The 18,366-nt window shown below is 66.7% G+C and carries 24 protein-coding genes and 3 pseudogenes; 11 read left to right on the forward strand and 16 right to left on the reverse strand.

The genetic code is table 11. From position 1 onward, the window contains the following. Positions 1-177 precede the first annotated feature (177 nt). A pseudogene (locus GVY39_RS35340) lies at positions 178-1,178 on the reverse strand (LLM class flavin-dependent oxidoreductase); the annotation flags it as partial. A gap of 707 nt (positions 1,179-1,885) precedes the next feature. Between GVY39_RS35340 and GVY39_RS25440 the strand changes: the two are divergent. Next, positions 1,886-2,356: a hypothetical protein gene (locus tag GVY39_RS25440; RefSeq protein ID WP_236565664.1), complete on the forward strand. Its 471-nt coding sequence runs from the start codon at positions 1,886-1,888 to the stop codon at positions 2,354-2,356. 157 nt (positions 2,357-2,513) lie between these two features. On the opposite strand, the pseudogene GVY39_RS35345 reads toward GVY39_RS25440, so the two are convergent. Then, a pseudogene (locus GVY39_RS35345) lies at positions 2,514-2,888 on the reverse strand (universal stress protein); the annotation flags it as partial. Between the two features lie 52 nt (positions 2,889-2,940). Then, positions 2,941-3,687, reverse strand: a pseudogene (locus GVY39_RS25450) (DUF4389 domain-containing protein); the annotation flags it as partial. A gap of 636 nt (positions 3,688-4,323) precedes the next feature. Here GVY39_RS25450 and GVY39_RS25455 point away from each other — a divergent pair. Both GVY39_RS25455 and GVY39_RS25460 read left to right on the forward strand, forming a co-directional pair. Beyond that, a complete protein-coding gene (locus GVY39_RS25455) occupies positions 4,324-5,271 on the forward strand; it encodes a universal stress protein (RefSeq protein WP_159928885.1) in 948 nt (315 codons plus the stop codon). Positions 5,272-5,602: 331 nt separating this feature from the next. After that, positions 5,603-6,016, forward strand: a complete 414-nt coding sequence (locus GVY39_RS25460) for a hypothetical protein (protein ID WP_159928887.1) — start codon at positions 5,603-5,605, stop codon at positions 6,014-6,016. 38 nt (positions 6,017-6,054) lie between these two features. Here the strand turns inward: GVY39_RS25460 and GVY39_RS25465 are convergent, their stop codons facing one another. Both GVY39_RS25465 and GVY39_RS25470 read right to left on the reverse strand, forming a co-directional pair. Continuing rightward, the gene (locus tag GVY39_RS25465; RefSeq protein ID WP_159928889.1) at positions 6,055-6,579 is read right to left on the reverse strand and encodes a WS/DGAT domain-containing protein; all 525 of its coding nucleotides are present in this window, start codon (positions 6,577-6,579) and stop codon (positions 6,055-6,057) included. After that, the gene (locus GVY39_RS25470) at positions 6,580-6,822 is read right to left on the reverse strand and encodes a hypothetical protein (RefSeq protein WP_159928891.1); all 243 of its coding nucleotides are present in this window, start codon (positions 6,820-6,822) and stop codon (positions 6,580-6,582) included. It lies immediately after the preceding gene. Positions 6,823-7,352: 530 nt separating this feature from the next. On the opposite strand from GVY39_RS25470, the gene GVY39_RS25475 reads away from it, so the two are divergent. Further along, positions 7,353-8,141, forward strand: a complete 789-nt coding sequence (locus GVY39_RS25475) for a hypothetical protein (protein WP_159928893.1) — start codon at positions 7,353-7,355, stop codon at positions 8,139-8,141. A 31-nt stretch (positions 8,142-8,172) separates the two neighbouring features. On the opposite strand, the gene GVY39_RS25480 is transcribed toward GVY39_RS25475, so the two are convergent. The 3 genes from GVY39_RS25480 to GVY39_RS25485 form a co-directional block, all read right to left on the reverse strand. Continuing rightward, positions 8,173-8,484, reverse strand: coding sequence for a hypothetical protein (locus GVY39_RS25480; RefSeq protein WP_159928895.1), 312 nt, complete (start codon positions 8,482-8,484; stop codon positions 8,173-8,175). Positions 8,485-8,893: 409 nt separating this feature from the next. Continuing rightward, positions 8,894-9,025: a hypothetical protein gene (locus tag GVY39_RS35055; protein ID WP_255466267.1), complete on the reverse strand. Its 132-nt coding sequence runs from the start codon at positions 9,023-9,025 to the stop codon at positions 8,894-8,896. 412 nt (positions 9,026-9,437) lie between these two features. Further along, positions 9,438-9,749 carry an EthD family reductase gene (locus GVY39_RS25485; RefSeq protein WP_159928897.1) on the reverse strand — a complete coding sequence of 104 codons (312 nt, stop codon included), beginning with the start codon at positions 9,747-9,749 and terminating at the stop codon, positions 9,438-9,440. Positions 9,750-9,904: 155 nt separating this feature from the next. Here GVY39_RS25485 and GVY39_RS25490 point away from each other — a divergent pair, with 155 nt between their 5' ends. The 5 genes from GVY39_RS25490 (at position 9,905) to GVY39_RS25510 (ending at position 12,545) form a co-directional block, all read left to right on the forward strand. Further along, on the forward strand, positions 9,905-10,807 hold the full coding sequence (locus tag GVY39_RS25490; RefSeq protein ID WP_159928899.1) for a LysR family transcriptional regulator: 903 nt from the start codon (positions 9,905-9,907) through the stop codon (positions 10,805-10,807). A 218-nt stretch (positions 10,808-11,025) separates the two neighbouring features. Beyond that, positions 11,026-11,160, forward strand: coding sequence for a hypothetical protein (locus GVY39_RS35060; RefSeq protein ID WP_255466268.1), 135 nt, complete (start codon positions 11,026-11,028; stop codon positions 11,158-11,160). Between the two features lie 570 nt (positions 11,161-11,730). Further along, a complete protein-coding gene (locus tag GVY39_RS25500) occupies positions 11,731-11,931 on the forward strand; it encodes a hypothetical protein (RefSeq protein ID WP_159928901.1) in 201 nt (66 codons plus the stop codon). Between the two features lie 69 nt (positions 11,932-12,000). After that, positions 12,001-12,240, forward strand: a complete 240-nt coding sequence (locus GVY39_RS25505; RefSeq protein ID WP_159928903.1) for a hypothetical protein — start codon at positions 12,001-12,003, stop codon at positions 12,238-12,240. Continuing rightward, positions 12,237-12,545, forward strand: a complete 309-nt coding sequence (locus tag GVY39_RS25510; protein ID WP_159928905.1) for a hypothetical protein — start codon at positions 12,237-12,239, stop codon at positions 12,543-12,545. The genes GVY39_RS25505 and GVY39_RS25510 overlap by 4 nt, the downstream gene beginning before the upstream one ends. Positions 12,546-12,910: 365 nt before the next feature. On the opposite strand, the gene GVY39_RS35065 is transcribed toward GVY39_RS25510, so the two are convergent. The 6 genes from GVY39_RS35065 to GVY39_RS25535 form a co-directional block, all read right to left on the reverse strand. Next, complete coding sequence (locus GVY39_RS35065) at positions 12,911-13,096, reverse strand: hypothetical protein (RefSeq protein WP_255466269.1); 186 nt, start codon at positions 13,094-13,096, stop codon at positions 12,911-12,913. Beyond that, positions 13,056-13,301 carry a hypothetical protein gene (locus GVY39_RS35350; protein WP_369412173.1) on the reverse strand — a complete coding sequence of 82 codons (246 nt, stop codon included), beginning with the start codon at positions 13,299-13,301 and terminating at the stop codon, positions 13,056-13,058. Before GVY39_RS35350 ends, GVY39_RS35065 begins: the two co-directional genes overlap by 41 nt. 139 nt (positions 13,302-13,440) lie before the next feature. After that, on the reverse strand, positions 13,441-13,563 hold the full coding sequence (locus tag GVY39_RS25520) for an IS3 family transposase (RefSeq protein WP_159928907.1): 123 nt from the start codon (positions 13,561-13,563) through the stop codon (positions 13,441-13,443). 230 nt (positions 13,564-13,793) lie between these two features. Further along, positions 13,794-14,129, reverse strand: a complete 336-nt coding sequence (locus GVY39_RS25525) for a hypothetical protein (RefSeq protein WP_159928909.1) — start codon at positions 14,127-14,129, stop codon at positions 13,794-13,796. Beyond that, a complete protein-coding gene (locus tag GVY39_RS25530; protein WP_159928911.1) occupies positions 14,122-14,391 on the reverse strand; it encodes a hypothetical protein in 270 nt (89 codons plus the stop codon). Before GVY39_RS25530 ends, GVY39_RS25525 begins: the two co-directional genes overlap by 8 nt. Before the next feature lie 340 nt (positions 14,392-14,731). Beyond that, positions 14,732-16,408: an MFS transporter gene (locus tag GVY39_RS25535; protein WP_236565666.1), complete on the reverse strand. Its 1,677-nt coding sequence runs from the start codon at positions 16,406-16,408 to the stop codon at positions 14,732-14,734. A 17-nt stretch (positions 16,409-16,425) separates the two neighbouring features. On the opposite strand from GVY39_RS25535, the gene GVY39_RS25540 reads away from it, so the two are divergent. Beyond that, the gene (locus tag GVY39_RS25540; RefSeq protein ID WP_159928913.1) at positions 16,426-16,716 is read left to right on the forward strand and encodes a hypothetical protein; all 291 of its coding nucleotides are present in this window, start codon (positions 16,426-16,428) and stop codon (positions 16,714-16,716) included. Beyond that, on the forward strand, positions 16,716-17,069 hold the full coding sequence (locus GVY39_RS25545) for a hypothetical protein (protein WP_159928915.1): 354 nt from the start codon (positions 16,716-16,718) through the stop codon (positions 17,067-17,069). The genes GVY39_RS25540 and GVY39_RS25545 overlap by 1 nt, the downstream gene beginning before the upstream one ends. Before the next feature lie 200 nt (positions 17,070-17,269). Here GVY39_RS25545 and GVY39_RS25555 read toward each other — a convergent pair whose 3' ends face one another. Together GVY39_RS25555 and GVY39_RS35355 are read right to left on the reverse strand one after the other, a co-directional pair. Beyond that, a complete protein-coding gene (locus GVY39_RS25555) occupies positions 17,270-17,905 on the reverse strand; it encodes a hypothetical protein (RefSeq protein ID WP_201295346.1) in 636 nt (211 codons plus the stop codon). Further along, positions 17,880-18,266, reverse strand: a complete 387-nt coding sequence (locus tag GVY39_RS35355) for a tyrosine-type recombinase/integrase (protein ID WP_201295349.1) — start codon at positions 18,264-18,266, stop codon at positions 17,880-17,882. The genes GVY39_RS25555 and GVY39_RS35355 overlap by 26 nt, the downstream gene beginning before the upstream one ends. Between the last annotated feature and the right edge of the window lie 100 nt (positions 18,267-18,366).

An 18,366-nucleotide genomic window follows, 5' to 3' on the forward strand; every position in this document is an offset into this window, starting at 1 on the left:
CCCACGGCATCGATCGGGAACGGTCCGACGAATCGATCCAGCGCGGGGTGCGCACGTGGCGCCGCTGACCTTTGGCGCGGGGTACTCGATATGGCCGGTCGCGGGAGTGTTCCGGATCGGCCGAGCCGACCTGATGCGGGTGAGTCGGCCGGGCCGACCGGCCCGCACCAGGGGGCACCGGACCTGCGGGGCCACCTTCGCGCCGAGCAACTCGATGTTGTGCAGGACCTTCTCGTGTGGCAGCGTGCCAACGCTGGTGTGCAACACGAACCGATCGAGCCCGAGGGTGTTGCGGATGTCGGCCACCTTTCGGCGACATAGTCCGGCGTGCCGACGAACAGCGAACCCTCCTTCGAGCGCAGGCCGTCGAAACTGGGCGCGGGTCATCGGCCGAGCCGCGTTCGCGGCCGATGATGCTCTGGCACGCGCGTACGGCTCGTAGAAATCGAGGATGGCTTCCTCGTCGGTGTCGGCGATATAGCCGTGCGCATGCGCCGCCACGGGCCGCCGCTCGTGCCCGCCCTCGGCGAGCACGCGGTGCTACAACTCGACCAGCGGCTCGAAGCGGGCGGCCTGGCCATCGATGATCGCGATGGCAAGCGGCAGGCCGAGCAATCCGGCGCGCACCACCGATTCGGGGCTGCCGCCCGCCGCGATCCAGACCGGCAGCGGCCGGTTGTCGGTGCGCGGGTACACGGTGGTCTCGCGCAGCGGCGCCCGGAATCGGCCGGACCAAGTGACCGGCCGGTCCTCGCGCAGGTGCAGCAGCGCCAGTTTCTCCTCGAACAATGCGTCGTAGTCGGACAGGTCATAGCCGAACAGCGGGATACGACTCGGTGAAAGAACCGCGCCCGGCCATCAGTTCCGCGCGGCCGTTCGAGAGCCCGTCCAGCGTCGCGAAATCCTGGTACGCACGTACCGGTCGCCGGAGCTCAGCACGGTCACCGCGCTGGTCAGCCGGATCCGTTCGGTACGGGCCGCGATCGCGGCCAGCACGACGGCGGGCGCGGATCGGCAAAGTCCTTTCGATGGCGTTCGCCGACACCGTAGACGTCGAGCCCGGCCCGCTCAGTGGCGACGGCATCCTCGACCACCTCGCGCAGGCGCTCGCCCGCAGTCGGTGCGGGCCGATCGCCGACCGGATACAGCGCGGCGAATGTCGTGAGTCCCAGTTCCACGGTCGAGCCCCATCTCTCAGTAGTATCTATGTCAACCAATCCCGTAAACGGACCATAGTCCACCAGCATTCCGCCGGGGTGGATCCGCACGTCGGGCTGCGGCGGGGCAGCGGGCGTTCGCGGCGCACAGTAGGACCAGGCCATCGAGTCCGCACTCGACAGCAGCGCCCCGTAGCGGCTCAGGCCGGTGGTCTTGACCCCGAGCCCGTGCAGCCGGATCCCAGGCAGCTCGGTGGTGAGCACGGACATGATGCGTGCGACCTCACCGGTGCAGCGCGGGACGCGGAAGCACTCGAAGCTTGTCGACGTCCCATCGAACGCCGAGGCCTGCTTGCAGAGGGCCAGGATTTGGGCAGCGCGGCTTCCACTACGGCCACGAGTGGACGCCGACGGCCGAGTAGTCGATCGACAGGGTGGCAGGTCCGCGAGGGCACCTCGGCCCCGCAGCTATGACGCAGCGCACACCGCAGGGGCGGCGCACCGAGTGAACCTATGGTCGCGACAGTTCGTAGTACAGGTGACGAGATGCAGTGTGCGCCTCGCTGAACAGCGACGAAAGGGACCGAAAGATGACCTCGGCCAGAAGATTCCAGCGTGCCGCTGTGCCGGTCGCAGCCACCGTGGTCGTATTCGCAGGGCTGCTGAGCGCCTGTGGTGGCGATGACGGGCGACCTGTTCCGGCGGCCGAGCCGGCATCGTCGACCACGGTGACCGCCGCGCTGGCGCCCGCTGCGGGGCAGGCTCCCGCGGTCGCGAAGACGCAGGGCTGGCTGAAGATCTACGTCGGAGCAGCCCCGGCCGGGACTGCGAATGCGGTGCAGCTCGATGTGACCAGCGATCCCAGTGTCGGGCAGTACGTGTCGGACGGGACGGGCCGGTCGCTATACCGGTTCGACAAGGACACCGCGAAGCCGTCGGCGTCCAACTGCGCCGGGCAATGTGCCGTGACATGGCCGCCGCTGACCGTTTCCCGCGACCAATCGGTCTACGCGTCGGGAGTCGACCCACAGCTCGTCGGGTTCATCGAACGGGCCGACGGCACATGCCAAATCACCCTCGGCGGCTGGCCGGTGTACTTCTTCTCGAAAGACAAGAAGCCAGGGGATCTGCTCGGCCAGGGCGTCGGGGGGACATGGTTCGCAGTGGCTCCGAATGGCGGCAAGGCTCTCGCCAAGTGATCCGAATGCCGCTGGAAGCGAGTTCGCTGCAGCGCGACCCGTCCACGCCGACCACAACCGGGCAGTGTGGCGCACGGGGAACCGATTCCTCGACATCGGGCACGACTGCCACGGGGCATCTGGCATGCCTGATCAGCCCGATTCCGACCGATCCGAGCATCACCCGCTCGAAGGCGCCGAGTCCGCGGGCGCCGACCACCAGAAGCTGGGCGGCCGCGGATCGACCGACCAGCGTGGGTACCGGAGAAGACGACTCGACAAAGGTTTCGACCGCGGTCACGCCGACGGGTCCGGCGGCCTCCTGCACGATGCTGCGTCCCGCGCTCAGCGCGGAATCGCCCACTTTGCGCAATCCGCTCGTGTCGAACAGTAACCGGCCCAACACGGGCACAGCGTCGGCTGGGACGCCGATCGCGTGGACCAGATGTAACGGCGCGTGACGCCGAGCGGCTGTCACGGCTGCCCAACGAACCGCGGCGAACGATGCCGCCGAACCGTCGACGCCCACGACAACAGGACGAACGGCACGCATAGTCACAACGATGTCGCCTCTCAGCTCGCAGGCATTCGCCCGCGTTCGGACGTCAGCTGACTGGTGCACTGGCCGACTCGACGCTATCTGACGAGACCGAAACCTGCGAATACTCAGCCTCTGGCCTGCTCTTCGTAGCTGGGGCGGGTACGGATTCGACCGGTTCACGTGGGCCCTGATCGAGGCGGAACGGCGGGTACTCGTCTCGCATCAGCGCGGCATAGGCCAGCACCCGGTACAGCCAGCGGTTGATGCCGACGACGAAGTCGAACAACGGGCGCGGGTACCGCCCGGTGATCAGCAGGGTGATCGCGGCGATGAGTACGAGCACGCCGATCAGCGGGATGGCGGTCGGGCTGTCGCCGTCGTCGCCCGCCAGCACTACCGCACCGCCCCACATCGCTGTGACTACCAAGTAGTGCGGGATGGCCAGCAACCACCACTTCACCAGCACAAGGCCACGAGACAAACGATCCGGATAGTCGACCTGTATTTCGGCGGGATATCCGGTGGGGCGCAGCGCGAACGGCGGGTACCGGTCGGTGCCGAGCGCGGCGTAAGTGTAGAACTGCACCCGCCACGACCACCGCATCACGCCGACGTTGAACGCGAAAATCGTCCGCGGATAACGGCCGGTGAACAGAATCGACACTCCCGCTACCACGGTGAGCACCACGAAGGCGATCCACAGGAAGAACAGGACAACGTAATGCGGGATCGCCAACAGCCACTTCAGCAGCCACAGCCAGCGCGACAGCGGCTCTTCCAGGTCGCCACGCAGGTATACCGGATAGGCGGACGCGGTGTCGATGTCCCGTCCGGCCGCGTTTGTGCTTTCTGGATTCATGGTCGACGCTCCTTATCGCGTCATGGTGCGAGCCTCGAAATGCCGCCCGTCACAACTACCTTCGGATGGCCGCGGATTCGGCGTCTGCGCCCCGAACGTTCCGCAGAGAGCCGTAAATGGGATGATCTGGCCGGTCGACCAGGACACCCGAGGACAACGGCCTCGTCCCGAAACGTATCGCTGACATCCAGCGCTACGCGAGGCGGACGCTGCGGTCTCGATCGAGCGTCGAGCGGAAGGGACCCTAATCGGCTTGCTTGTGCAGCATCGCGCGCCAGCCAGAGGATACGCACCGCACGCCACAGCAGGCCGATGGAACCGCCGGTCCCACCAGTGGAAGGACTGACGGGCCCCGGAGGGAAGCGAGCGGCCATGACCGACAGCCTCGCGGAAAATTCGTTCGCGAGCGAGAGACCTTGGGCCCGGGCATCGAGGGACCTGCGTGTCGCTTTTCCCTGTTCGTCTGAGGCCTTTCGTCCCTGTCCTCTGGGCCGATAAGCCGCATTCGCGGCTGTGGTGGGGCTCATACGGTTGAGGGGTAGCGCCCGGCCGGGCGCTACACGATCACATGGGCTCAGGAGGCATGCCATGACAGAGCGTCGGTTCGACAATCCACATCACCTCGCCACGGCGAAGGTCATCGTCGGTGTGGACGGTTCGGACGGGTCGTGGGCCGCTGTGCGGTGGGCGGCGCAGTTCGCGGCCGAGCGCGGGCGAGCTCTCGAGATCGTGCACGGCATGGATCTGGTGGGCACCGGTTGGGTGCTGGGGGACTACGAGGTCGTTATGCCAACAGTGATCGACGCTGTGCGCGAGCAAAGCGAGGATGTAGTCGCGCGCGCCGAACGGCTGGCCCGGGAGACCGCGCCCGGACTGCGTGTCTCGACTCGTGTGTCCACCGACACCGGTAGGGAACTGTTGATCGAGCACAGCGCCGAGGCCTATGCGGTTGTGATCGGCGCGACCGGCAACACCGGCACATTCACCCATCTGGGCTCTACGCTGCTGGCCGTGACCGCACACGCCCAGGGCACGGTGGTGGTTGTTCGCACCGGCCGCGACGCCGGCGACACGACGCTCGTCTCGGGGCCGGTGGTCGTGGGCGTGGACGGCAGCGCGGTCGGTGAAGCGGCGATCGCCGCGGCGTTCACCGAAGCGGCCGAGCGTGGAGCCGAACTGGTCGCCGTACATGTGTGGAGTGATTGGGACTTCGGCTGGTTCGCCGGGCACGCCAGCTTGGGTGAGCTCGACCTCGACAGCGTCGAACGGGCGGTTCTTGCCGAGCGTCTGGCGGGTTGGCAGGAGAAGTTCCCGGAAGTCCGCGTCGCTCGGAAGGTGGAGGTGGCCGCGCCGACTTCGCATCTGCTGGACTGGTCGAAGGTGGCGCAGTTGGTGGTCGTGGGCAGCCGCGGGCGCGGAGGTTTCGCGGGCATGCTCCTGGGTTCGACGGCCAACACTCTGGTGCAGCACGCGTCGTGCCCGGTGATGGTCGTCCATCCGCACGATGATCAGGGCGGCAGCGGACACCGCCACTGACGTCGGCGCGGCCCCTTCCGGTCGACCTGTTTGCCGCCGTGGCGGCGGATCGCGGCCAGGTCGGTTGTCGGAATGTTCCTCCAGGGAGCCGATATCCTCACACGCTGCCTCGCGTCATTGGGGGTGTCGGTACCGACTACCCGCAGCACTCCCGGCGGACGTGTGACGCCCCGCGCTGGCCGGTACAGCTTCGGTGTCGGCAGCGTGGACGCCGTGTACACGATCAGAGCGACGGTCGGCGTGTATTGGGGGAGCGCGGCGGAGTGCATTTCCGCGGCCAATTGTGGCCCGGTCACTGTGGTGAGGTCCGGGCGTTGTCGGCATCGGTTAGGTGCTAGTCGGATCGCTGTGCCTCTTCCCTGAACTTGCGCCGTCGTTCCTCGCCGAGACCGCTGAAGGTCTCGATCCCGGCGTGGTCGACCGGCTCTTGCCGATGGTGGTTGTCGTCGCTGTGCTGTGGGTGATCGTCGCCGGCGCGCGACTGGTCGTGCGTGCGTGGACGCTGCCGGTCACCGCGCTGTCGATCGCGGTGGATTTGCTCGCCGTCATTACGGGCGTCGCGGTCCTGGTGCACCGGCCTTACTTCACAGCCGAGTTCATCGCCAGCCTGCACGACGGCGACAAGGGTGATCTCGGCAGGGCTCTCGACATCGGGATCGGTCTCAGCGCTATCGCAGCGATACTGGTCTGCGCCGCCGGAATCGTCAGCGCTGCGCGCAAACATCTCGCCTATCGCCGGAGCTAAGGGCTGAGGGCTGAGGGCTGGCGCGGGATAGTCGACGACTACGCCTCGGCGCGCTCGAGCAGCTGTCGCACTGGCGCCGGAATCGTCTGCGCGATGAGGGTGATATCGGGTGCGCCGTCGAAATCGCCTGTGATTCCGAAATTCAGCATGCCGTGATAGCTGAGCATTGCGATGCCGATGCGCAAGCGCATCGCGATGGGGGCCAATTGGAAGATATCGAGCACATCGGCGCCGAACATTCGCTGCGTCTGCGTCGGCCTTGCCACATTCGTCGCCAGAGCGGCGACACCGTGCTGCGGGTAGCGCAGCGCCGTCCTTACCGCCCACGCCACCGACGCGAACGGCACAAGCTTGGCCAAGGTGATCAGCGTCTGCCCCGCGTCGGATTCTCCGCCGCTCTTGAGCCTGCCCATCCGCTTACGTACCACGTTCAGCTTCTCCACCGGATCGTCGAGATCGACCGGTACCACCGGCAACATCATCGAGACCCGGTTGTCCAGCCGTCCGGATGCCCCCGCCGACCGAGTGGAGACAGGAGTGAGGAGTCGAGGGGCCGAGTCCATTCATCGGCTCTTTCCCAGCAGACGGACGAGCAACAGGCCCGATACCGCGGCCATCGCGGCTGCCATGAGCAGTCCGCCGAATACGCCGATCACCGCCACCAGTGCGGGCGACTGTCCAGGCTGCCAGAGCGGCGTGGTGAACGCGGCGAAGGCAGTCAATCCGGCCAGCCAAGCCGCGGCGGTCGCCGCAATCCAGCGCACCGCCCCGCGCACGTACCCGCGTAGAACGACCCACTGCGCCACTCCTGTGGCAGATTTCGGCAACGGATGAGCGCTCGCGGTTTCCTCATGTCTGTAAACGTCGCCGAACCTTGGTTCTGGCCCACATTTCGTGATCGTTGAGGGCCCGGTCTTTCTGACCGACCGCAAGGCGAAACACGGTGTGGCCATGGACGACATCGACCCATTCACCTTGCGCTGAGCGGTTGTCGTATCGGTGAGCGGCCGAGTTGTTCGAGCATTACACGAGCGATTTCACGCGCGGACCGTTCACGCTGCCTCAGCTCCGTCGCTCGAAGCTTACGCACGCTGCCGAGGACGGGGCGTGGACACCGATGCTGATGCGGCCTGAGCGGATACGCCTCGGTGTGGTCGCTGGGAAAGCACTGGCGGCCGTCCGCCGAGGCGTTGATCGGATGGCAGGCTCAGACCGACCGAGCCCCGGCCCCGACTGCTGGGTCGTTCGATGTCATCGAGCGCTTGGAAGACAGTGACGGCTCGGATCATCGAATGCCGCGGCGGTGAGCCTCTCAGAGGTCGAATGGATACACCGGATGCGGGCGACCGGGGCCACGCTGCAGCCACGAGTCAGTGTCGTCGACGGTCATGTCGCCGGCTACATCGCCCAGTGGCGTGACGCCCACAGCGCACGTCTCGGTCCGGCGATCACCGACCTCGAGGTCGGAGCCGGCCTGAGCCTGCCCGATCTGCGCGACGGGTGGGAGGACGACGCGCAAGCAGCGGCCGACGCGCAGACCGAATGGAAATTGCCGCGTGCGATCAAACCGTCGGCGCGAGAAACCGCGCTGTCGGCCGACCCCGAGCTCTGGGCGCATGCCTTGGCTGATGTCCGCAGCTTCAATGAGGCGTTGGCACGTGTTCCGAGCATCGAGCGCGCGGTATGGCGATGGGCGGCAAGCCGTGTCTCCGGCGTGCTGGCGGTCTGGTCGTGGCGGACGGAGCCGGACGCGAGAGGGCCGTTCGCCGTCGCCTCGCACAAATTGGGTATGTCGGCACTTGTCGCCGGGAGCTGCGCACGCCCGCTCGTCTTCCGACCGCCCACACCGGATCTGGAAACGGCAGCGTACGTTCTGGCCCAGCTATGCCGAGAAGTTCACGCCCCGCCCATCGAATCCGATCTGGTCGGCGAACTGATCACTGGTGTCGCCGTGATCATCAAGGCGCATCGCGCACGGGGGGAAACGGCTCGAGCGTCGAGTATCTACGCTATGGCCGTAGGTCCCCTGAAGTGGATAGAACATGACATCCGCACCACAGTCCCGACCTCGGTGATCGGCTGCCAACTGCGGGCCGAGCACCCATCACGGCCCCAGCCCAGTTGACCGGTTGCTCCCACCCGCGCCGGCAGCAAGGTCAACCGGCAGGTCGCTCCTCGTCCGGATAACCCCATTCCAGATCGATGTCCGCCTCGGGCGCAATACCGCGAACGACATCTGTGACGTCGCGTTCGAAGGTCTTGCTCCATTCGCTGAATCCGCGGACGATGATCGGGCCGTTCTCGCTGGATGCCTTCACCCAGGGCGGGTTGTGAAAGACGCTCACCAGCATCCAGGAGTCGATTCTGTGCTCCTTCAGCACTTTGTCCAGCGCCATCTCGATGGTGTCGGCTTGTGCTGGCGAGGAGAGCTTTTCGACGTACAGCGAGAGATGAATATTCACGGACATCAGCGATACCCTCCTGCGATCCCTGTCTATCCGGACTGTATCCGCTGCCGATCCACCGCCCGAAATGCGGGTAGCTCCGAGGCGAGTAGTTCGGCGGGGCGTACGGCCGGACACGAAGCATGACCGGTGTGAACACGACGTTTCGCAATGGTGCGGTCTGCCGGTAGAGACAGTGTGCGTCGACGACGGCAGGCCGAAACGCCACACTGCGGCATGGACCGAACGCGCGTGGTGAGGTTGTCGTTGGCTGCTCCATACAGGGCGCGCGCGACGCAGGCTACCTGCGCACTCGGTGACGGTGGAACCATGCGTGCAGGCCGAGACACTTGCAGGCATGAGGCAGGCCGCCGATGCGGTATGCGACATGGCGCCGCGCTAGTCGAACTGGTCCCAGCCGCGCCAGGGTGCGTCAGGGGACGACTTCACCGCGCCGCAGGCCGAGCTCGGGGAGGTAGACAGTGACGAACTGCCCGCGACCGCTCACGGTGCCGGTGTATTGGAGGTCGGTCAGGTCCACCCCCAGGGTTTGCAGGGCGTCCACCAACAGCTCTGCCGTGGTGTCGGCGTGCTCGTCGGAAATCGTGTTGCGGAAGTGCCGCTGCCACAGACCGCTTTCTGGTGTCAGCCGAGCTCGATGAGCCGGCTCGGGTCGGGCAGATCCGGATGGTGGAAGAATGCTTCGGTGGTGAGATCCCTCCTACATTCCACACGCTGACGAAAAGCTTCTCATCGACCGCCGATTCCACATGGAAGATGAACTGCCCTGGGAATTTCGGTGTGTCGTGGCACAGAGCTCGCAGTGTGGCACTGAGCCGGCGGCGCAGGTCATCCCAGTCGGTGACGACGACACGGGGTTCGCGAACGAGTAGTTCCGAACGGGAACGGCGTTCCGCCGAGAGCTGGACCTGGCCGCAACGGGCGACCGAACGCGTCCCGTAGCGTTCCGTCCTGCCTCAGCTGGTGCCGTCCTGTACCGGATAGTCGATGATGACCGCACCGCCAGTGGCGTAGTTGGCCACATCGGCGGCCGCCCGCTGGCCTTGCTGCGACGCTGACGCCGCGGCCATGGCGGCGGCGTCAGCGTAGTCGGCTTCGAAGACCGCGAAATACGGCGATTCTCCGTTGGTCGCCGCTACGTCGAAGCTGTAGCGCCATGCAAGCAGGCCGGGGATCTTCATGACCAGTGGAAGGTGGTTGGTCACGTAGTACTCGCGAAAGTGGTCAGGGTCGGCGGGCTTGGGATATAGGACTACCAACTTATGCATGACTGCCTCCTGCGTCGCTAGGTGTGTGTGCGATGTCCGGTACCGCGGTCGGTTGAATCGTCATATGCGCAGGTTAGGGGTTGATGTGAGGTCGAGGGAAAGACCGGGACGGGATAGACTCAAAACGAATCGTTATCAATCGGCAGGGAGGGCAAGTGGCGCCGGATACGGTGAGCCTGCGGCACTTTCTGGTGCTGGCGCAGGAGTTGAACTTCACCCGCGCGGCCGCACGGATCGGTATCGCGCAGCCCGCACTCAGTGCCCGGATGCGCCGATTGGAGGCGGAACTCGGTACGAGCCTGCTGGTCCGCAACACGCGCAGCGTCGTATTGACCACGGCCGGTGCGGCTTTGGCGGAGTCCGCGCCGCCCGCGCTGGCGGCGCTGGACCGAGCATGGGACACCGCCCGTAACGCGGGGGCCGGTGAACTGGGCACGCTGCGCATCGGATACAGCCTCAGCACGGGGGCCGAGACGGCACCGGCCCTGGTGGACAGGCTCATTCGCAGCAGCCCTGGCCTCGAGGTCGGCGCGGTCCCGATGGCGACACCGGAGATCTCTCTCGCGGTCGCCGACGGCCGCATCGATGCGGGGATCACCCGCGGTGAACAGCCGGGTCGTGGCGTGCGCCGGTTCCTGCTGCGGCGCGAGCGCGTCGGGGTCCAATTGGCACAGCATCATCCGCTGGCCGAACACCCGGAGATCGGGATCGCCGATGCGGCCGCGTATCCGCTGCGACTCCCGGACCGTGCGGCCAACCCCGTGATCCACGATCAGCTGTCCGCACTGTTCCGCGACACCCGACCGAGCCCCCGATTCCACACGCCCGCAGTCTCTTTCGACATGTCTCAGCGCGACCTGCGCGACGGGCTCACCCTCGCCCCGGCTAGTGAAGCCGCGGTCGCGGCACTACCGGCCGGTCTCGAGTGGCGACCGCTGCGGGGCGCACCCACCTTGACGATCCACTTGGTCCTCCCGCGCGTGCAGTCACCACTTCACCGCCGCATCCGTACCGTCGCCAAAACTCTCGCACACGAGCTGCACTGGCTGCCGGACTGACGCGCAGCAGGTCACGCGAGACGGACGTCAACGGTGGCGAGGCCGACCCACAGGGGATCCGCATACTCCACAGCGGATGTACTCGACCATACGTCTGTGAGACTTCGTACGGATAGCGGATATTGATCAACCGACGACCATCCGCAATGCGGCAGAGGAGTGCGTTCGGGCGACGCCGGGATGGGCATGGCCAGTTAGTTCAGGGAAGCATGCCTCAGATGCCCAGCCTCCGCGTCGCCCAGGCGGGCCGCGACCGCCTGGCCGAGATCACCGTCAACCTACGCGACCGCATCGCCGAGGCCAAGACCAACGGCTGGACCGGAGAAGTCGAGGGTCTGCAAGTCAGCCTTTAACGCCGCAGCAGCCAAACTCTCCCACCTCGACAGAATATCCGGGCAATCGACCGGATGCCGCCTCTCCGTGTTGCTCCGGATAACGGGGGCGCTTCATGTCAAGACGTGGATCGATGACACGGATGGCGGATTCGGGGTGCTGACGACCGAGTCCTGTGAGGAGATCACCGTAGGCGGTGTGCCGATCGAAGGAGTTGTGCCACTGCGCGCGGGTGATCGCGTTCGGATCGATTGCACAAGCGCGACCGAGTGCACGATCAGCAAGCTGGTTCGGTTCGACTGACAGCGGATGGGCGAGCGCGCACAACCGTGCGTGCCTGTTTCTCGGCCCAGTACAGGCGTTCTCGGGTCCACCACGTCTCGGCCGTCCAGCCGTCGACTATCTCACCGGCAGCGTTGATCGGCGGGTAGCACAGCTGGCAGGAGGCCCACCGGTGACCTCGCCAGCGCTTCCGAGCGGCATCTTCCCTGCTTCCTGAAGCGGCCTTCAGGCCGCTTCAGCGTGGCTTCAGGGCCTCCCTGCCACTCTGGCCGCCGATGATCGACAACGGCGAAAGGGGAGAACAGACCATGAACCCGACAGTGCGCATCGACGGGTATCCCTACCGAGTGGTGGGCAGGACTCGCCTGACGACGGCCTCACGGGCGTGCTACGGCAAGTACCGGTTCGTCCTGCGGCGGTTGACGGACGGGTCGCTCTGGACGGTGTTCGACTCCCGGGTCACGTCCACGTCGGAACTGCTGAAATGGGAAGGCGACCCGCGGCGGTGACGACCCCGCCGAGACCGTCGGCGAGGATCCGGCCGCCGTGTCCGGCGACCGGGTCCTCCGGCGGTCAGCGTGCACGAGTGGAAGCAAGCCCAGGAAGTCACCGCGGCGCTGCGCACAGGGGCGCAGGAGGGCGGCTCGCTGTTGCGGATTCGCGTTGCGGCCCGTCGGCTGGGGTTCACCGTCACGGCAGTCAGTAGCAGTGAAACGCACACGGTGTGCCGGATCGGCGGGCGGAAGGCGGTTTTGCCCACCCCGATGCCGGACATGGTCGTGCAACAGGTAATCGCCGACATGGAGAAACCGACATGAGCGACAGGATCGAGTGCCGGGCCAACAGGCGCGGTCGCGACTGGGTGGCGCACATTCCCGCGCACGGGGTGTACGGGTACGGGCGGACGCTGAAAGCGGTGCGCGAGAGCATCGAGGACGGGCTCGAGCATGTCGGCGTGACCGCCGAGGTCACCGTCATCGCAGTGACACCAGAGCTGGAGAACCTGCAGTCGGTCGAGGACACCTACATGACGGCCTTGCGCGAGGCGGTGGCTGCCCTGGCACTGGCCTCGACAACGCCAGGGGACATCGCCCTGGCGACAGGAGCGCCAACCAATCAATAAAAGCCCTGCTTGCCGAACTCACCGTGGCTCCTAGCATGTGATGGAGTTCCCGACAGGTCTGCGCCTCAACTGGGCATTCGAGCAATTGACGTCTGTTGATCCGCATTATCGGACGTCAACCTGAAGTAGTTCCGAGAACTGGGCACCCCAAGCTGTCCCGTCTCAGTGAATATGGCCAAGTCTCATTCAATTTGGCCGTTGCACTGGTTATCTGGCCACTGTCTCAGTGTTGTTGGCCAATGTGGCATGGTCTCCGGCGACGCCCCGCCGATCGGCTTGTGAACCTCCCGCACGACGGCTCCGCAGGCCATACCGATCGAGACGCGGATTCCGTGGCTTGCGCTCCGGTGGAATATCGCGAGCGACTATCCCTCGCGGCCGAAGTCGTCTTCGAGCCGGACGATGTCGTCTTCACCAAAATAGGTGCCAGTCTGCACCTCGACGAACACGAGATCTTCGCTGCCCGTCGCGGCGATACGGTGCGCAGTCTCCATAGGAATGTCGACAGCGTCACCAGCCTGCACCAAGCGTTCCTGGCCATCGAGGGTCACGAACCCCCTCGCCCGACACCACGAACCAGTGCTCGGCACGCCGGGAGTGGCGCTGATAGCTGAGCCGCCGACCGGGGCGGACTGTGATCGTCTTGACTTTGAACGTCGGCTCCTCGGAAAGGACCTGGTAGACGCCCCACGGGCGTTCACTGCGTTCCATCACCAAGGCATTGTATTGGTGGTCCGACCAGAACCTCCTGCACATCAGGCCACCACGCCATCGGCTCCGGAACCCCGCCTGCCGAGGCGGTTCCGCGCTGGTCAGATTGAATGAGACTACCAACAATGTCTCGTCTCAATAGATCTGGCCGTGAACCGTCACGGGTTCGGGACCGGCTTCCGGTTTAGACCAGCGCCGGTCGGCGTGGTGGTTGTTGAGCGTAGTAGGCGCTCTCGTATTCGGCGGGGCCCAGGTAGTCCAGCCGGGAGTGCAGGCGGGCGTTGTTGTACCAGTCGACCCATTCCATCCGTTCATGCCCAACTCCCGCATGATCCGATCGACCGTGCAGAACGCCGCCGCGTGGCCTTGCCGGGCTCAGCCTGTGCCTTCACGATCCATACCCGCAGCGTCTGTCGAACCCATCAGTCGCCCGCCCGGGTCCGGCGGCACTGTGCGAGCGGACGTGCGCTGACAGTGAGCGACTCCTGGGTAGGCGAACGGTCATCCCGACTGTCGCCGTCGACCGCTCAACGCGGCTCAGGATGCCTTGCGGTGCTCGTCGTTCTCGTGCTGAGCGATCACGGCCAGGAGTTCGCGCACCCACGCCGGTCGCTGCTCACCGGTTCCGGCCTCGGCCACATCGCGTTCAATCAACGAACGGATATAGGCCGACTGCGACATGCCGAGGTTCGCGGCGCGACGCTTGCACGCCTGATCGAGGTCACGGGTCAGCTTCACCGAGCGGGGGATGAGGACCGGTTCGGTGCCCGGGCCGGTCTCGATCGGCGGGGTGACCGGTTCATCGGTGAACTCGAGGCGCTCGGTCATCGCCGCTACCTCGGCGGGGCTCATGTTCAAGAACGGATCAGTCATTGCGGGTCGCCTCCCACTTCTCGAAGTCCGCGGCCTGGTCGGCGGTCAGGTATGCGGCGCTGTACACCTCGATGTCGCGACCGAGACGCCGAGCGAAGACCGACAACGGTGTGCCGTCGTCGGCACGGCCCCAGATCACCAGGGACCTCGGCCCGGTTGCCGAGTCGGCGGCTGTCCGTAGCCAGACCGGCCGATTGCCCTTCATCCAGGCATCCACGAAGTCGAATACGTCGTCGGGACCGACGCCTGTTCGCGCCAGCACCTGGGCGAGTGCCCAGTACCACTCGATCGCCGCATTGTGAGACTACCCTAGGGACTACCCACCGGGGAAGATGGGAGAACCAGCACGTCATCAGAAACGACGACACATGCACCGGGCGTATGGATTTTGATATGTCGATCGGATTCGCCGGGCGCTCCGCGGCCTCGGGCCGACATCGAGGACCGGGCTCGCGGCAGCCACCAGCGCGCCTCGCCGGAAGGGTGCAGCAGGCATCGGTCATGGTGATCGGCGGACACCGGCGGCGTGGGCGCTCGGTTGCCACTGAGCGGACGGCCGCGGGACGCACCGCGGGGTGATCGCCGCGGGGCCGCCGCTCTGCTCATCCATGGGCGGCGGATGTGCGGGTGATGTCCTCGCCGACCGCGGTGGCGGCGGGTCGTGGGCGGCCGATGAACAGGCAGATCACGGCCACGACCAGCGAGCATCCGATGAACCATCCGACGGCCAGGGTGAACGACGACAGCGTGGGGGAGGTGGTTCCCGGGACGGTAGAAAGCGACAACATCACCGACACGATCGCCGAGAACGCCTGCCGGGCGGTGGACAGCACGCCGGTGGTGACGCTGGTGACGTCCTCGGGCACGGATTCGATGACGATCTTCGAGTACCCGGTGTAGGCGAAGGCCGTGGCGACCGCGCCGACCACGAACACCGCGATCATTACCGGAAAGGACCGGTGGCCCAGCAGGATCATGACATTGGCGAGCGCGAACAGCGCCGCACCGGCGAGGAACGCGGTCCGCCCGCCCCATCGCCCGGCCACCAGTCCGGCTACGGGGGAAGCCGCGAATCCGACGATCGCGCCGAGTCCCGCCACCAGACCGGTAACCGTAGCCGACATGCCCAGCCCGACAGGCAGTGTCGCGGGGGACTGCAGGATCATCGGGGTGACGATCTGCACAGCGCCCGCCGGGCCCAGTGCGAGCACCGACAGCGCGATCAGGTTGAGCGCCATCTGCCGGTCGGCCAGGACCCACAGGTCGACCAGCGGGTCTCCCCGGCGCAGCTCCCAGAGGGCCCACCCTGCCAAAATCGTGATGCCGGTGCCGATGAAGGCGAGGACGCCAAGACTGGACCAGCCCCATCGCGGCCCCTGGGTCATGCCGTAGAGGAGCGCGGTCAGACCCGGAGTGAGTAGCGCGGCGCACAGGTAGTCGAAACGGTGCAGCTGTCCGGAGGCCGAGGAAGGCGGTAGTCCGGCCGTCGCGACGGCCGACGCCACCACGGCCAGTACCGCGGCGAAGACGAAGATCATGTGCCAGTCGGTGACATCGAGCAGCACGCCCGCGATCAGGGAACCGCCGGACCCGGCGAGCAGCGCGGCGCCGCTGATGAATCCGACTGCGAGCGACACCTTTCCGGGCGGCAGGGCCTCGCGGGCGAGGCCGTAGCACAGCGGCAGGATCGCGCCCGCGACGCCCTGGATGCCGCGGCCGGCGATGATCGCGGCCATCGAGTCCCCGGCGACACTGACCAACGACCCCGCGGCAGACAGCAGCATGATGGCGATGAGGACCTTCTTGCGGCCGTGCAGGTCGCCGAGGCGGCCGCCGACCAGGGCCGCGGTCGCCGCGACGAGCATGTAGGCGGTCACCGCCCAGCCGGTGGTGGAGGCAGGCGCGCCGAAGATCTCGCCGAACCGCGGCAGCGCGATGAAGATCATCCCGGCTTCGAACGCGCTGACGCATTCGGCCATGCGGGTGTAGACCCGGAGGTACGCCAGCAGATCCGGGCCCTCGTCGATGATCGAGCCCGTCAGGCCGGGGAGCTCGGGCGCGGCGCTGCCGCGCGCCGTCAGCAGTGGAGGGACAAGTCCGCCGCCGCTGTCGCTGCCCGCGACGACGCGATCGCTCAGCGTCAGGCCGCCGCCGCCGGCCGCGGACCGAACCCCGGGGCGCGGGCCTGCACCACCCGTCCCGACCGCGCCACCACCGCAGGACAGGGCCAGTCCCGCCCCGGACCCGCGGTCGGCGCCGGTGGACGCCGCCAGCTGCACCGCGAGGAGCTCGGACGATGACCAACGCCGACATCGACCTGCACGTCATCGCCCGCCTCGACGATACCGACGGCGCGGTCGCCGACCTCTACTCCTGCGAGCTGTTCTACAACGACGACGGCAGCATCCACGGCCGCCACGTCAGCTGCCGATGGGAATCCGTACCCGCCGAACCAGGCGCACCGGCCAGCCTCGACGCGCTGACCGCCGCCGGGTACACCCGCACCGGCAAATGGCGGCGCAAGACCACCAGCTCCGGCGCCGTGCGGTACTTCACCGTCGCCACCATCCGAATCGAGGACATCTGATGAGGACACCACAGGGAATCCAGCAGCGTGTGCTCGCTGTGTGGTGGCGCGGCCTGCGTCACGAGGTCGTGCACGCGCGGCGGCTGCGGCGGGCGTTGCTGTGCGCCGAGCTGCGCGGGCGGGGTGTGGCGCACACCAGTGGTGGGGACGCGGTCACCGTGCGTATGGACGGGCTGTGGTTCGACGTGTACGCCTGGCTCCGCGAGGACGCCAGCTTGACCTGGGTGGTCGACCACCCGCACACCGAACTCGACGACGAGTACCCCGGCCACGAGATCGGCCGTTGCCGCGGCTTCCGCTTCCCCCTCGACCAGCTGCCGGTGATGTGGGCGCGCTACCGAGGCGTCGACTGAATACCCAAGTAGGCAGGGCAGCCCCGGAACACCCAACGTTCCGGGGCTGCCCTGCGTAGTGGGCTACTTCTTCCCGCCGCTCTTCCCGCTGCCGGACTTCGCCGCGCTGGACTGAGCACGGGATGCGAAGCCGGACTTCGCCGAGCTGCTGCCCGGGTTCTTCGCGGCTGCGGACTGGACTCGGGACGCGGCCGCGGTGGTCATCTTGCCGCCGCCATGGCCTTTCCCGCCTGACTTCGACATGATGCACTCCTTCCAGTATCTCGGGCCCCTCTTCCGGAATACACCGGCCCGCCTTGGCCTTCACAGCAATGTGCCCCGGCGGATACGAGCCGCCGGGGCACACTCTTGTCGGATCGGTTCAGGCGATCGCCTCCGCCGTGTGGAGGATGGCCCGCAGCCGAGACCCGATCCATGTACCCACCGACGGGCTTACGGCGGTTGCCGAACCCGTCGCACTGATCTCGGGCGGATCCCCAGACGATGAACTCGCCCTCGTGCCCGGGGAAGGTGGTGTCGAATCCGCAGCCCCTGCCGACCTCGTGCGGGCCGAGCATCCGGAAGAAGCAGTCCTCCACCGACAGATCCGCCAGCGCCGCGGCCCATTCCGCGGTGAGCAGTCCAGGGATCTGCTCGGAGGTCACGGTCGGCATCGGCTCGGCGCTGAGGGTCGGGGTGGTGTTCTTGCGGAACGGAATGACACCGGACATCAGACTCAGGGTCTCCGAGGCGAGCGCCGTCGGTAGCGGCTCGGACACCCCGCGTGGGGTGCCCTGGTAGTTGTTCACCGACGCGAACAGCATCGCCAGCTCATGGGTCGAGGTGACCGTGTCCATCCGTGATCGTGACTTGACCAGGCCGCACCTGCCAACGGAGCTCTGGGCAGCAGTCCGTCAGCGGGTCACAACGATCCGCGAGACCGGCTGACCACTGTCTTACTCCGCCGCCCACCACCGCAGCTGATTCGACAGATTCCTCACGGCTCGCTTGGCGGCCCTGCACGCCTCCACGATCAGGCTTTCGGCCTTCGCCGCCGGGCGGCGCAGATATCATTGTCGGCGTTCTTGTCCGCGACGGGGCATATACCTGCGTGGTCTCGGTGGAGGCGTGCCGGAGCCGCTTGCCCACGCCCTCGATGGAGACGCCGACGTTGATCAGCTCGGCCGCGTGCGAATGCCGCAGCTGATGGATGTCGATTTCTAATTGTCCGGGTCACGCAACGAGGGCCGCAGGGCCATGGGACGATGCTGGAAGTTGAGTGTCTGCTCATGGTGGTCGCCGAGTTCGGCATGGGCGG

It is taken from the genome of Nocardia sp. CY15 (genome assembly GCF_009829295.1).
In the GTDB taxonomy this organism is placed as follows: domain Bacteria; phylum Actinomycetota; class Actinomycetes; order Mycobacteriales; family Mycobacteriaceae; genus Nocardia; species Nocardia sputi.

What these genes read in the sequence shown, in the direction of transcription:
- GVY39_RS35350 (WP_369412173.1), bottom strand. Translation starts at nt 13,301, where the DNA reads ATGTGCAGGAGGTTCTGGTCGGACCACCAATACAATGCCTTGGTGATG.
- GVY39_RS25455 (WP_159928885.1), top strand. Translation starts at nt 4,324, where the DNA reads ATGACAGAGCGTCGGTTCGACAATCCACATCACCTCGCCACGGCGAAG.
- GVY39_RS25510 (WP_159928905.1), top strand. Translation starts at nt 12,237, where the DNA reads ATGAGCGACAGGATCGAGTGCCGGGCCAACAGGCGCGGTCGCGACTGG.
- GVY39_RS25540 (WP_159928913.1), top strand. Translation starts at nt 16,426, where the DNA reads ATGACCAACGCCGACATCGACCTGCACGTCATCGCCCGCCTCGACGAT.
- GVY39_RS25480 (WP_159928895.1), bottom strand. Translation starts at nt 8,484, where the DNA reads ATGTCCGTGAATATTCATCTCTCGCTGTACGTCGAAAAGCTCTCCTCG.
- GVY39_RS25475 (WP_159928893.1), top strand. Translation starts at nt 7,353, where the DNA reads ATGCGGGCGACCGGGGCCACGCTGCAGCCACGAGTCAGTGTCGTCGAC.
- GVY39_RS25500 (WP_159928901.1), top strand. Translation starts at nt 11,731, where the DNA reads ATGAACCCGACAGTGCGCATCGACGGGTATCCCTACCGAGTGGTGGGC.
- GVY39_RS25545 (WP_159928915.1), top strand. Translation starts at nt 16,716, where the DNA reads ATGAGGACACCACAGGGAATCCAGCAGCGTGTGCTCGCTGTGTGGTGG.
- GVY39_RS25520 (WP_159928907.1), bottom strand. Translation starts at nt 13,563, where the DNA reads ATGGAATGGGTCGACTGGTACAACAACGCCCGCCTGCACTCCCGGCTG.
- GVY39_RS25555 (WP_201295346.1), bottom strand. Translation starts at nt 17,905, where the DNA reads ATGGACACGGTCACCTCGACCCATGAGCTGGCGATGCTGTTCGCGTCG.
- GVY39_RS25465 (WP_159928889.1), bottom strand. Translation starts at nt 6,579, where the DNA reads ATGGACTCGGCCCCTCGACTCCTCACTCCTGTCTCCACTCGGTCGGCG.
- GVY39_RS25485 (WP_159928897.1), bottom strand. Translation starts at nt 9,749, where the DNA reads ATGCATAAGTTGGTAGTCCTATATCCCAAGCCCGCCGACCCTGACCAC.
- GVY39_RS35060 (WP_255466268.1), top strand. Translation starts at nt 11,026, where the DNA reads ATGCCCAGCCTCCGCGTCGCCCAGGCGGGCCGCGACCGCCTGGCCGAG.
- GVY39_RS25525 (WP_159928909.1), bottom strand. Translation starts at nt 14,129, where the DNA reads ATGACTGATCCGTTCTTGAACATGAGCCCCGCCGAGGTAGCGGCGATG.